We start from the raw sequence: 13973 nt of genomic DNA, 5'->3' as shown, positions 1-13973 counted from the left end.
CTCCTATTCAAATGACGGGTAATTACCGGAAAGCGCGATGATATAACTAATTGTTAAAAACGGCATAACATTGTCATGCGGTATATTTCCTCCAACACTTGAAACGATTGTTGTATCCAATGTGGCTGTTGGTGGTTGCGTCGAGTATTGCATATTTTTTGCCCATACCGCATTTTCTGGACTAGGTGTTGTGCCTTCTAGTGAAGAAGCATTTACTTGGTGCGTATGAGCTGGAAGTTGTGATGCTTGTAACGTCACAGACTCTACCCCTCCCATTTGACCTATTACGTAATTAGTGCCAGTTCCTGGATTTTGTCCTTGGTGTAAGACGACCCTACTTTGAAAATTAGGCAAGGCAAATGTCGTCTGTCCATTGCCTCCATACGTAGTACCAATTAGTGTAAATAGCACTTCATTATTAGCAATAGATAATATTTGCCCATTGCACAAACTCCATCCTTCGGGAGCATAATTCCCTGCAAACATGCGAATTTCTCCGATGTATTGTTCCATTACTAACACCATCCTTTAAAATTTTTAACTTAAAACATTCCTTACTGTAAAGATATAAAATTAAGTACTAATTAAGCGTGTTTTATACCAAATACGCTACTATAATGTAGCGTTGATATCAGCCACATTTCACAACTTTATTTTGAACTAAAATAGTATCTCTAGACTTTGATTGATATGTTTGTGTACAATCACTTCCTTAATAGAATCAATATATAAAATGTATATATAAGTAAATGAGTGCTGTAAAATATGTGATTGTAATCATCATTACAAAAAGTATCATTATATTTCCTTTCAAAAAGTACACTCAAATTAAAAATACTAAAGAAAGATACCGAATAATACTGACAAATGTTAATGGTTTGAGAATTAACAATTTTAAAAATACCCTTCATTATCTATAGGAGATTCTATCTTCTTTCATTGTTAAGAGAATTACAAAAATGAAGGAATACCCGCTTTGCCTAGGGATTCCTCTATTAGGTTTCTCGAAAAAATATCAGCAATAGATGTATCAAGTGATCAAAGTACCTTTGCAATACTACATTTAAAAAACCAGGGACCCATATTTCATGAGCACCTAGTTTTTTATGTGTATTCCTCTACATTATCTTGTTTTTCAAAGTTTAATTTCCTTATAAATCATCTCGATATCTTGTGAAAAAGATTTTACTTGGAATGCTTCTGAAAAAATTTTATTCTCAGATGATGCCACTACTTGTCGCAGTTTTTCTTCATAAGTTTGTACAAAATGATCAAGCGTTGGCGTTTTCAATTTTAGTGCATTGGCAATCCCTTGGATGATTTTCACACGATAATAATCCTCTTTTGGCATTCTAGGAATATCCCATTCTCCATCGTGATTTATAAAAATTTCTCTAAGAGGGACTGCTGAAAAATCAAAGTACCTTCCTTCTTCATTTGGTATAGAAAATGGATCAATTAATAAGGAGGCATAACGAATATAAAGTAGATATTCTTGATGGATGGGCTCAAGATGATTAAAATTCTCTATGTCTTGTCTGTCGATACTTTTTGAGTGTAAAGGATAATTATCATCTATCATAAACTGTAATAGATTGAGTGGTTGAATGTTGAAGTGTTGCACAATTTCCATCAACTCTTTCCAATAATTTAATAAATGACGAATCATTGTATAAGTAATAGGTCCTTCAGGATAAAGTTTATAAACATATTTCGGTATAGTATTGTCGTCAAATATTGCTTTTAATGAAAAATCATTCATAAATAAGGGAGGATGGACGTACAACGAAATGTTTCTTGTCTCTGCTTCAAGAGGTGATGCTAATTTTATTAATTGAATCCCTAAATGACGAAACAGTTTAGTTAATTTAGCCACTCTATTCGATATTGAGTAAGTTGATCCAATATAAACTGTTTTCTTTACGCCTGTTGTCAATACTTCATTTGAGGGTATATTACCTAGCCATCTAGTATCTCCGTAATAGGTTGAAAAGCTAATTACCTCAGCCTGAGGTGATATTTTTTTTAAGAAATGAGTTATTAAATGACTAGAGCCAAATGTAGGAGAAATCAAGATAAAACAGTTAGCTCTCTTCAATACTGTAGAATCGATTTGCGCTAAAACTGATATATACGAATCTGTTGTAATGCTAAGCACAATGGTATCCCAATTACCAGATACTAAATGATAACCTTTAAAAAAAGCATCAATCGTACATTGTCCTGCAACTGACTGATGTTGTTGATTTTGTACATTTACCTTAAATACAAGGTGATGCTGTACGACTGCTTTAAAGAAAGCCTTGGAGCGTAAAGATTCGCGACCGCCGATTGCTACTTTACTATTAAAATAATTTTTGAAATTTACAGCTAATTGAATTGCTGTTGGCCCAGTTCCTAACAGTAAAACATTATTAAAATCAGTCATTGCCTTCACCTCATCTATATAAGTCATGGTACTTTTTGATATAAAATAACATCAAATACACTTTGAGGGTGTATAATTTCCTCAACTATATGCCACTTGGTTTCGTCTACTTTCTGCATTGGATAATTAAAAAGAGACTTAACCCCATTACCATAACGCATAGCAATGAGCACATTTTGATTCGTTAGCCCATACAATTGATCTAATATGTCATATTTATTGCTAACAGTGGAACTAAATATTATATGACTAATCTGTTTAATAATTTCTAATTCCCCTACGCTCTTCTTATCAATTTGAATCGCTAAATGACTTCCTAACTTATTTACTACATGCCTTCCTAATTGAACCGCTTCATCATCAATATCAATTCCAAAAACTTCTGCGCCTGTTCGTTCTGCAACCATTAATAATGTTAAAGGGAAAGCCCCAGAACCTACCATAAGTACTTTCGACTGACTGTTAATTTGAAAGTCTCCAAATTCCTTTTCAATGCAATCCCCTATATTACGAAAATAATCGGACATCCCTTTTTTTTCATATGCCAATACTAACGCTCGGTATTTTTCGATAATTTGGATACAAACAGCAGAGTTATTTCTGAGATTTTCGATTAATGCTATTATTTCAATCGATTGCTTTAGTTGATTCCAATGTTTTTCATTGTCTCGATTTGTAATAAAAGAAGAATAATTATCGATTAACTCACACAACTCTAAATACGCTATATTTAGCTGATTATTGTTTTGATTGATTATTAACGTAAATCTTTTATCAAAATAATGTAAGTTCTTTAAAAACAAATCTACATCTGTCACTTGCCCCACTCCTATGTTTAAGGATTAAAGTACAATATATGCCATATCATTTAATACTATTGCATCGCTTCCTCGGATATGTTAAAGCTTCGTCAGTAAAATTATATTCAATCAATTACGTTTAGCTTCTATACATTTCAAATAAGAAAGGGCAAAGTGGCATATTTGAAGGTTGCTAGAACTCAACCTATCTATTTTTGGAAACATCCAGAAAATTATGCGTCTCAAGTTAATCGAGCGATTTCAAATAGAGGGGGGTTTTAAAAAAATTAGAGTCAAGGAGTAGATGAGGTTATCGAGGTTGTTACAAAAAGAAGAAATCCAAATTATTATAAAAGCTAAAAAATGCAATTCAGTTTTAACTAGAATTGCATTTTTAATTGGATGAGGTAACTGCGAAAGGCTAAAATAGTTTAGCGATGTATATGCAAGCACAATCACCTCATCCACCTATTAGAAAGAGTAGTCGGGATAGTAATAGTACCTAACTTAAAATTATTAATCTTTTAGATTAAATTTACTAACTCTAGTGACCGTTTTAAAATTTTCGCCATTTGTGCACGTGTTAAATTACTTTGCGGGTTTAAATAGCCGTTGGATCCCGTCATAATGTCTAGTGCTTGTAATTCAGACACGGCTTGCTTTGCGTAGTCAAATACTTTATTAGCATCTTTGTATGTTAAAGCATTTTTATCCACTGTTACTTTATAGCCTTTATATTCAAGCATACGCAATATAATTGCTGCTGCTTGTTGACGTGTAATATTTGCATTTGGGTTAAATGTTGTGGCATTGACACCTTTAACAATACCAATCTCTGCAAGTGCTTGTACCTCTTTTTCATACCATTTGCCTTTCACATCCGTAAACGCAGTTTCTTTATTGGATGAAATATTTAAAGCACGAGCTATCATCACTGCAAATTGCGCACGCGTGATATTTCTATTTGGACTAAATGTTGTGGCTGATGTACCTGTTGTAATGCCAGCAGCATATAAAGCTAAAATTTCATCCTTACTGAATACATTGTCGATATCTGTAAATGGATTTTCAACAATAGTATTATTCACAATATTTGTATCCTCTTCTACAATCGTTGCTTCTTCCTCTAAAGCTGGGACATTAAACGTAAAGAATAATGTGTACGCCCCATAGCCTAAGCTTCCAGAATCGACAAATATTTTCGTTACGCCATTTTTATCTTGCACTAATGGTAAACGGACTACGCGCACTTGATCCAATTTTTCACCTTTCGAACTAATAATCTCGATATCTTGTTGCTTACCTTCTGCATCAATATAAGCAAGTGTTTCGAAACCATACGCCTTACCGATTAGTGTCATTTCGATATAACGTTTACCATCAATCGTCACTAATTCTGCTTTCGTGAAGTAAGGTGCTAGATAGTTCGTAATAAAATCAGGTATTTTACCATTTGGATCAGCTTCCATTTTATATGTGATTGGCTGGCGAGTAATCTTTTCATTTGTCATTGTCTTCATTGCAGTTACATATGAGGTAATTGTCTTATTAGCAGTTACCGCTTCAAAAACAAGGTTATCAAGTGTCTCCATTTCAAATGAAAGTGTAGCTGTTTTGTCATTTGCTATAAGCACTCGTGATGCTGCTTGATTTGACCATTTTGCAATTTCTTTACCATTCTGTTTCACAATAAATTGTTGCAAATTGTTACCTGTATTCAATGTAAGCGTCACTTTATATTTGTTATCTTCAAATACAGTGTTTGCTTTTTGTAAGAATGCCGTTAGTTCTTTTGCATTCTGTTGAATCTCAAATTTCACTGCGCCCTCTTGAATAAAGTTACCTACCGTTTGGTCTAGCTTTGTTTCATCTTTAGGTAAATCCTTTTTCATCTGAGGAATTGGAATAATTGGGCCACCTGTAATTAGGAAGGTTGTACTATCACTTATTTTTGAAAGTGAAGATTCATGAAATTCTAAATAGATATTATAGTCATGATGATAGTTCAAATCCTCAATATCTACTTTTACCCATGCATTATAACGCCCAGATATGCTTGGTAATGCAAATTGAACTATTCGGATATCATTTGTATCAGTAATTGTAGTAGGTGTTACACCATTCACCATAAACCCTGTAATCCATGAACTATTTGTTAAAGTTAATTGAACTTCATATGAAGAACCATTTTTCACGACATACGCTGGTTTCCTTACATATTGGTCCATCATTGAAGTCCCAGAACCTGACCCCTTGATGAATGTATAGTCCACTGTATACAGCCCATTAGTTGATTGCATTGCACCACCACTAGGTAATGCTCCTGCATTCGGAACATTTGCATTATCATTAACTTTTGGAAGTGATGCTTCATCAATCTTAGTAGCTATTACGTTTGCTGTGATCGTTTTATTATTCGTTACTGCTTCAAAAACAAGGTTCTCTAATGTGTCTATTTCAAATGAAAGTGTAGAAGATTTTGTATTTGCAAAAAATACTAATGAAGCTACTTTTGGATTGGACCATTTTGCAATTTCTTTACCATTTTGTTTCACAACAAATTCTCGCAAGTTATTGCCAGTATTTAAAGCAAGTGTCACTTTATATTTGTTATCTTGAAATACTGTACTTGCTTTTTCTATAAATGTTGTGATCTCTTTTGCATTTTGTGGAATTTCAAATCGAACTTGTCCTTCTTGAGTAAAGTTCCCTGTATCCCCTTCTATCGTAGTTGTCCCATTACTTGTTGTTTGTTCAGAGTTTCCAGTGCTAGAGTTGGAATTGCCATCGGTATTTGAATTATTATTGTTCTCCCCAGAACCTGATTCACTGCCTTTGGTATTTCCTTCTGAACTACCCTTTGTTTGTTCTGTTTGCTGAGTTTGTTCTTTTTGCTCAGTTTGGCCTGTTTGCTGAGACTGTTCTTTTTGCTCAGTTTTTCCTGTTTGTTGAGTTTGTTCTTTTTGCTCAGTTTTTTCTGTTTGTTGAGTTTGTTCTTTTTGCTCAGTTTGGCCTGTTTGTTGAGACTGTTCTTTTTGCTCAGTTTTACCAGTTTGCTGAGTTTGTTCTTTTTGCTCAGTTTGGCCTGTTTGTTGAGTTTGTTCTTTTTGCTCAGTTTTTCCTGTTTGTTGAGACTGTTCTTTTTGCTCAGTTTTACCAGTTTGCTGAGTTTGTTCTTTTACTTCAGTTTGGCCTGTTTGTTGAGACTGTTCTTTTTGCTCAGTTTGGCCTGTTTGTTGAGTTTGTGCTTTTTGCTCAGTTTGCCCTGTTTGTTGAGTTTGTGCTTTTTGCTCAGTTTGCCCTGTTTGTTGAGACTGTTCTTTTTGCTCAGTTTGCCCTGTTTGTTGAGACTGTTCTTTTTGCTCAGTTTGGCCTGTTTGTTGAGACTGTTCTTTTTGCTCAGTTTTTCCTGTTTGTTGAGTTTGTTCTTTTTGCTCAGTTTGGCCTGTTTGCTCAGTTTGGCCTGTTTGCTGAGTTTGTTCTTTTTGCTCAGTTTGGCCTGTTTGTTGAGTTTGTTCTTTTTGCTCAGTTTGGCCTGTTTGCTGAGTTTGTTCTTTTACTTCAGTTTGGCCTGTTTGTTGAGACTGTTCTTTTTGCTCAGTTTGGCCTGTTTGCTGAGATTGTGCTTTTACTTCAGTTTGGCCTGTTTGTTGAGACTGTTCTTTTTGCTCAGTTTGGCCTGTTTGCTGAGATTGTGCTTTTTGTTCGGGTTGTTTTGTTTGCTCAGTTTGGCCTGTTTGCTCAGTTTGGCCTGTTTGCTGAGATTGTTCTTCTTGCTGTGTTTGCTCTAGTTGTTGTTCTGCTTCCTCACAAACCCGTTTGCTCTCCTCAACATTTGAAAGGACTAGGTAAACAGTGTACCTATTGTCGTATGTGAAAGGTATAGGTTTTTCCAATTTAACGTATATGTCAACCCATGCTCGGATGGGGTTATTATATTGGTCGATTGCGAATGTATATACTTCATTGCCATCTGTGTCTTTTTGTCTTTTAATAGCTTCCTTTAATTCCCCACCTGATTCAACTTTAAAACCTCTATACCAAGTTGAAAACCTTCCTGGCACCGTAATATCAACTGTATACTGACCATTTTGTTTTTTAATAGCAGCTTCTGTTTTTACATAGCCACTCTTAACCATAACTGAAGTTTCTTCCGTTACGGAACCAGTTTTTGAATCAGCTTTTAAAACATTTAAACTTGCTGAATAGTCAATTGTGCAACTAGCTTCGGTATTCACCGCCGCCTTTACTTCCATGCCAAGGTTAGGTAATACTGCACCAAAAATGAGCAACACCATTGCTACATATTGTATAAATTTCTTCATACCTACTCTGACCTCCTGAATATTACATTATTTCAATCGCAAGGAATCCAGAATTTTTGATTAGTTAGACCTATCTTGAGCGTTTCTACCTCCTTTTAAAGCTTTTACTACTACTACCCCTAAATGATTACCATTCTCAATTAACAACAAAATAAAACATCTATGGTTTATTACATAAATGTATTAAAGTCTTTAATTGATAATGATTCTCATTATAATTTAATTATATATTTCTCATTATTGTTGTCAAGAAAGTTAAAATATTTGATTAAATATCCTTTTGTATCAATAGTCCGACGCTTAATGTCCTCCTTAAAATTTAAAAAGATCGGACACTCACTTTTATGGGTGCCCAATCTTTATATTTAGAGTATTAATGTAACGGAATTGCTAATACCTCTTGGTTTGCGTTAGGAATTGGTTGAGGATAGAATTCAACGCTTTCTCCAGCAGATTGATTTATATACTTTTCTGCATCTTTGTATTGTTGTCTTAATCGTTTTTCAAATTCTTGTAGTGTCATATCTTGGACGCTATTTAAAAATTTTTCTTTATTTTTTTCTGGAATATACATTCTTACCCCATATTCATTACTTAAGTTTTCTAATATTTTTTTGTAAGGTATGAGTAATAGGTCAGGATCGTTGTCATATGTTGACTCAGCACGATAATGAGTAGTTGAACAAAAAACAGAAACCATTAGACAAATTAATGTGATATTTATACCTTTCCTCATTCGTTTCCTCTCCCTTATTTTATCTGTCAAAATGCAACTTAAAATATAATAGATTTATTTTACCTAAATGCTTCAATTAATTTGCATAAAAAGTATGTGATGCAGTTAAAGAAAGTGCAAGTGCAATTCCGTAAGCATTTTCAGGATGACCTCTTAGATAGACTGTACAACTTTTTGAATCACTGCTTAATTTATGTGAAGCATGATCAACTTTCCAATGATAGTCTGTATAATCAGATGGCTAAGTTTGATTTTATACTTTGGTATGTGTAAGTGCCTGGATTACCTGTTGCACTAAAAATTTTGGAGTTCAAGTACATTGATGAATTATTACGTAAGGCTACTTGTTGCGTAATATCTTCACTTATAGATAATGTCGAAATTAAATAGTTGCTATTTGAGTTCATATCCTTATAAGAATCTCCTAAAAACTTTTTATACTGTTCACTTAATATATTTTCTAATTCCTCTGGACTCATATCTCTTATGGAGTAATAAACTTTTCAAGTTTTCCATCTTCACTCGCAGAAACATTGGTGATTAATGATAAGGAAATGCTAATACATAAAAAAGACGTAAACAATAACTTTACAATCTTTATCATAGTATTCCCCTATATTAGATTTACCTATATTAAAACATGAATTATCTAGTTTTTAACTTAAATATCTTACGCAAATTCTTAAATAAGTTGTGATTTTTACCTACTGCTAAATACAGGGATGTCCCACCTCATTTTCTTGCTACAAAAAAAAGCTGCATTATGCAGCTTTCTTAATTTATATTATTTTTTTCTGTATGTGTAATAGATTCGCCTTCTACATCAATATTCGGAAGAATCCTATCTAACCACTTAGGAATATACCAAGCCGTTTTCCCCATTAGAGACATGACAGCAGGAACTATGGTCATTCTTACTATAAATGCATCGAAGAATACTCCAAAAGCGAGGGCCATTCCTATTGATTTAATCATCGCATCTGGATTCATCATAAATCCGAAAAATACTGCCATCATGATGAGAGCTGCAGCAGTTACTACTCCGCCACTATCTCTCATGCCATATAAAATAGCTTTCCGACTATCTCCAGAATGGATATAAATTTCTCTCATTTTACTAACTAAGAATATTTCGTAGTCCATAGCTAATCCGAATAATATTCCGATTGTAATAACAGGTAAAAATGCTAGTATTGGAGATTGTGCTGGGAAGCCAAAGAAATGGACGAAATGTCCGTCCTGCACAACGAATACCATAAATCCTAATGTTGCTCCTAAAGAAAGCAAGAAACCTAAAACAGCTTTTAACGGTACTAATAGTGATCTAAAGACCATTACTAAAAGTATATAGGCAAGCCCGACTATCAAGGATGCAAACAATGGGAGAGCATCATTCAATTGTTGTGATATATCAATGTTCATGGCCGTTGTTCCAGTTACCATTAGTTCAATACCATGTTCATTTTTGGTTTCTTTAGATTTGTCTCTTATAAGATTTACCAAATCCTTTGTCTTTATATCATCTGGTCCAGACTGTGGTGTAATTTGTATCATAAAGACTTTACCTGAAGGGCCTGGAATTGGTGGTGAAACCGTTTTTACATCTTTTAATTCACTTAATTCTTGAACTATCTCACCTGCAGCTAGTTGCATTTCCTCTGTCAATGCATCTACTTTTGCGGCAACAATTAATTGTGCATTAACACCTTCTCCGTATGCTTCGGTTAGTAAATCATACGCTCTTCTTTCCGTCATCTCTGTTGATTTAGCTGTCCCATCAGATGGCAGACCCAAATTCATATGGAAGAATGGAATTGTAAGAATGGCAAGGAATGCAATAGCTAATAACGATACAACGATAGGGTGTTTAGTAACTAATCTCCCCCACAAGTCCGCTTTCGTTCCATCCTTTTTCTTGCTATTACCAGCAATCTTTTTCGATAATAAATTTTTCTTCGCAGGCGACAAACGATGGCCTACCATACCTAAAATTGCTGGTAACGTGATAATTGAAATAAGAACAGCTGCAAATATACTTATAGCTGCTGAAACGCCCATAAGCGTTAAGAATGGTATTTGGGCTACTGATAACCCTAGTAAACCAATAATAACAGTTAACCCCGCAAATACTACAGCACTCCCAGATGTTCCGATAGCAATTGCAATTGAATTGTTTACAGTATGCCCCTTTGCTAATTCCATTTTAAATCGTGTAATAATAAATAGGGAGTAGTCAATCCCTACTGCTAAACCTAGCATTGCTGCTAGAATTATAGAAATAGAATTTAAATTAATAAAATAAGCACCAAACATAATTCCTAATAAGCTAATACCTAAACCTAATACCGCTATAAGAATTGGTAGGCCTGCTGCAATAAATGATCCAAATGTTATTGCTAATACGATAAAGGCAACTACTACTCCGATAACTTCATAAATTCCCTCAAACTCTATATCAGAGAAAACTATATCTCCACCTTTTATTTCTGTTTGGATACCTGCATTTCTTGTGATATTAATACTATCTAAAATATGTTCTTTCGACTTCTCTGAAACTTTATCTGCTTCTACTGCAAATGTAACTTGTGCGTAACCAATCGTTTTATCCTCATTTAGATTGTTTAGTTCTAGCGGTGATAACACACTTGCTACTTTAGTATCTTCACTTATCTCCTTTAGAAGGTCTGAAATACTGCTTTGAGCATCTTCTGATTCTAATGTTTCATTATCGGGAGCCTTAAATACAATGTTTAGGGTAGATTGTTTGGCAGCACCTGCAAATTCCTCTTTAATTAGTTCAGCTGCTTTGTCAGCTGGCGTATTTGGAATAGTAAGTTCTCCATTAAATGATGGTTTAAAATACAATACTAAGGCTACTAGTATAATCAGTATCCCTAAAGTACTAAAAAGAACAGATTTTTTATGTGTCGTTGACCAATTTGCTAATTTATAAAGATACTTTGCTATTGTAATCTCCTCCTGTTGAATGTGCTAAAATACGTAAAATTACTATAATGAACAACCGTGAACATACGTTCATTTTTGTTTTAAAAAAATACCCACATTAGTAAATGTGAGACATTTCTTTAAATCGTCTTTCAATACTGTGAAATGATAAAAATATTAACTGATCAATGAGCATACCAATTTTTTCACCATTTTCTTGGGTCTTCAAAATGGTATATATTCCATCTATAAAGTTTGCTGAAAGGACATAGAAAATAAATGGTTCTTTCACAACGCTTTTATCTTCAAAACGAGAGAATGTTTCTTTTTGAAGAATTTTATGTAGTACATCCACAAGTTCGTCCTTAAAATTCTCATATTTAGAACCTTTACTTTTACCAAAAAGTATTAATAGTTCTTTACTGTGCCCTTTGAAAATATCCAAAATCTTATTTTTAATTTCAATCAATTTATCATCCGGGTTAACTTCAGTCATTATGATTTTATTAATGGCAGCAAACAAATCATTATAGACGGGGTCTACTATCGAATTAAATAAATCCTCCTTGTTTTTAAAATATTTGTATACTGTACCTAATGCAATATCAGCGTTACTAGCTATATTTCTAATGGATGCACTTGAATAACCCTTTTCTTTAAATTCATCCAATGCAGCTAATAAGATTCGATTTTTTATTTCCTCTTTTAAATATTGCATACGTGAACCTCCGTTCATTTTAGGACTTTTTTAGCTTATCATGCGAAAATCTATTTGTAAATTAATTTAATTATTTTTTTCAGTATACTACACAAGCTCGCAATTGCACTTCTCTCTCCTATCCAAAATGCCTCCCACACCAATTATGTAAATGCTAATCATAAACGAAATTTTTCAATTTCAACTACAATTAATGAAACTTTATGAGAAGTGCAAATTCTCAACATGTAAAAAAAGCCTGCTTGAAAGTTTTATTTTATTAAACTCTTAATATCATAAATTTACAAAACAACTCAATGAAACCATATTTTAATAATTGATATCGTTTACTAAAGTAATAGATAATAAAGTGGATAAAATCTATTACAAAGGAAGAAAGTAATGAAGAATCCATTAAAAAAATATTTGATACTACCAGCTTTGCTCACTACATTATTAGCTACTCCATTTAGTGCTAACGCCTCAGCGAATGATATACATATGTCATATTTATATAGCGGCAATACTAGCTCTTTCATAAAAAATATAGATATGACTCAAGGTGCGTTAAATACGGCAACACCCGGCTTTTTTGATTTAAATGCAGATGGAAGTTTGAGTGCTACGATTGATAAAAGTTTAGTCGATGCATTACATAATAGAGGATTAAAAGTTGTGCCATTCATTTCTAATCATTGGGACCGTAAATTGGCACAAATCGCAATGACAAATCGAGAAATATTGTCTACTCAAATCGTTAATTCAGTTTTAAAAAATAATTTAGATGGCGTCGATATTGATATAGAAAATTTAAACTATACAAATAAAGAAGAGTTTACAGATTTCATCCGATTATTACGTGAAAAAATGCCTAATAATAAAACAATATCCATAGCAGTAGCTGCAAATCCAAATGGGTGGACAACTGGGTGGCATGGTTCTTATGATTACATGAAACTAAGTGAGTATAGCGATTATTTAATGGTGATGGCGTATGATGAAAGCTATAATGGTGGTTCAGTTGGTCCTGTCGCAAGTTTATCATTTGTTGAAAATTCGATTAAATATTTATTAGATAAAGGGATTAATCCCAATAAAATAGTATTAGGCCTCCCTTTTTATGGACGAATATGGAAGGATGATGTGGCAATAGGAGGCGACGGCATTGCTAATAATGCAGTAAAATCTATTGTGAATAGCCATAATGGAAAATTTCTTTTTGATAATACTTCAAAATCAGCATTTGCCAAATTTACAGTAAAAAGCAGTGACTCTCCTACTTATATCGATGGCAAAAAGCTTGTACCAGGAAAATACACGATATGGTACGAAAATGATTTATCTTTAAAATATAAGTTAAGACTTGTAGAGAAATATCATTTAAGAGGAACAGGTAGCTGGGAGTTACCTCAAGCGGATAATGGTATTTGGAAATTTTATTCTTCTTGGGCGAATGGGGAACATAACTTTATAGATACGGAAAACCATTGGGCAGAACAGGATATTATGGCCATTTACCAAAAAGGTTGGATTAGCGGCAAAAACGAATACACTTACGATCCAAATGGTAATTTAACAAGAGCTCAAGCTACTGCTATCCTTATTAGTGCCATCGGTTTAGACAAAACAAACGAAACTGTACCTAATTATTTCAAGGATGTGCCAGCAAATCATTGGGCAAAACGGGCTATTGAAATTGCCTATAAGTATCATATTGTGAATGGAACAAATGAAAACATTTTCGATCCAAATGCCAATATCACAAGAGCACAATTAGCAGGTATATTATCGAGAGTGTTACATTATCCATTGCCTACAGATGAGTCCAGTTTTTATGATGTTCCAAAAGATTTTTGGGCATATGCAGATATTTTAAAATTAAGTAGTAAAGGGATTATTCAAGGAAAAGATGATGGAGGATTTTATCCATTTGATCATGTCACGAGAGGTCAAATGGCAGCGATGGTAAACCGGGCAAGTGCAGATTTAGAAAAGTATGCAGTAAAAAAATAAATTCCTTCACAATAGTTGATAATAACTC

The 13973-nt window shown here is 33.6% G+C and carries 9 protein-coding genes; 1 reads left to right on the top strand and 8 read right to left on the bottom strand.

Annotation, left to right across the window (positions count from 1 at the left end; genetic code table 11):
- Positions 1–3: 3 nt before the first annotated feature.
- The 8 genes from ACIQ1H_RS13180 to ACIQ1H_RS13145 all read right to left on the bottom strand — a co-directional run bounded on the left by ACIQ1H_RS13180 (position 4) and on the right by ACIQ1H_RS13145 (position 11953).
- A complete protein-coding gene (locus tag ACIQ1H_RS13180; protein ID WP_402889336.1) occupies positions 4–513 on the bottom strand; it encodes a phage tail protein in 510 nt (169 codons plus the stop codon).
- Positions 514–1135: 622 nt separating this feature from the next.
- Entirely contained in the window at positions 1136–2428 is a 1293-nt protein-coding gene (locus ACIQ1H_RS13175) for an opine metallophore biosynthesis dehydrogenase (protein WP_402889334.1), read from the bottom strand.
- A 23-nt stretch (positions 2429–2451) separates the two neighbouring features.
- Positions 2452–3246 carry a nicotianamine synthase family protein gene (locus tag ACIQ1H_RS13170; protein ID WP_402889332.1) on the bottom strand — a complete coding sequence of 265 codons (795 nt, stop codon included), beginning with the start codon at positions 3244–3246 and terminating at the stop codon, positions 2452–2454.
- Positions 3247–3752: 506 nt separating this feature from the next.
- Complete coding sequence (locus ACIQ1H_RS13165; protein ID WP_402889330.1) at positions 3753–7553, bottom strand: NEAT domain-containing protein; 3801 nt, start codon at positions 7551–7553, stop codon at positions 3753–3755.
- 373 nt (positions 7554–7926) lie between these two features.
- Positions 7927–8289, bottom strand: a complete 363-nt coding sequence (locus tag ACIQ1H_RS13160; RefSeq protein ID WP_402889328.1) for a hypothetical protein — start codon at positions 8287–8289, stop codon at positions 7927–7929.
- Positions 8290–8522: 233 nt separating this feature from the next.
- Positions 8523–8768, bottom strand: a complete 246-nt coding sequence (locus ACIQ1H_RS13155; protein ID WP_402889326.1) for a hypothetical protein — start codon at positions 8766–8768, stop codon at positions 8523–8525.
- A gap of 295 nt (positions 8769–9063) precedes the next feature.
- Complete coding sequence (locus ACIQ1H_RS13150) at positions 9064–11154, bottom strand: MMPL family transporter (protein WP_402889324.1); 2091 nt, start codon at positions 11152–11154, stop codon at positions 9064–9066.
- 199 nt (positions 11155–11353) lie between these two features.
- On the bottom strand, positions 11354–11953 hold the full coding sequence (locus ACIQ1H_RS13145; protein ID WP_402889323.1) for a TetR/AcrR family transcriptional regulator: 600 nt from the start codon (positions 11951–11953) through the stop codon (positions 11354–11356).
- A gap of 381 nt (positions 11954–12334) precedes the next feature.
- Here ACIQ1H_RS13145 and ACIQ1H_RS13140 point away from each other — a divergent pair, with 381 nt between their 5' ends.
- Positions 12335–13945, top strand: a complete 1611-nt coding sequence (locus ACIQ1H_RS13140; protein ID WP_402889321.1) for a glycosyl hydrolase family 18 protein — start codon at positions 12335–12337, stop codon at positions 13943–13945.
- Positions 13946–13973: the final 28 nt, after the last annotated feature.

Origin of the sequence: Lysinibacillus sp. NPDC097279 (assembly GCF_044761745.1) — a bacterium.
Classification (GTDB): domain Bacteria; phylum Bacillota; class Bacilli; order Bacillales_A; family Planococcaceae; genus Lysinibacillus.
Note: the sequence above shows the minus strand (reverse complement) of the source record. Positions and strands in the feature narration are given on the sequence as shown.

Bases quoted from the DNA above. Each gene is read 5' to 3' on its own strand.
- ACIQ1H_RS13160 (WP_402889328.1), bottom strand. From the start codon at position 8,289: ATGAGGAAAGGTATAAATATCACATTAATTTGTCTAATGGTTTCTGTT.
- ACIQ1H_RS13165 (WP_402889330.1), bottom strand. From the start codon at position 7,553: ATGAAGAAATTTATACAATATGTAGCAATGGTGTTGCTCATTTTTGGT.
- ACIQ1H_RS13145 (WP_402889323.1), bottom strand. From the start codon at position 11,953: ATGCAATATTTAAAAGAGGAAATAAAAAATCGAATCTTATTAGCTGCA.
- ACIQ1H_RS13180 (WP_402889336.1), bottom strand. From the start codon at position 513: ATGGAACAATACATCGGAGAAATTCGCATGTTTGCAGGGAATTATGCT.
- ACIQ1H_RS13140 (WP_402889321.1), top strand. From the start codon at position 12,335: ATGAAGAATCCATTAAAAAAATATTTGATACTACCAGCTTTGCTCACT.
- ACIQ1H_RS13175 (WP_402889334.1), bottom strand. From the start codon at position 2,428: ATGACTGATTTTAATAATGTTTTACTGTTAGGAACTGGGCCAACAGCA.
- ACIQ1H_RS13155 (WP_402889326.1), bottom strand. From the start codon at position 8,768: ATGAGTCCAGAGGAATTAGAAAATATATTAAGTGAACAGTATAAAAAG.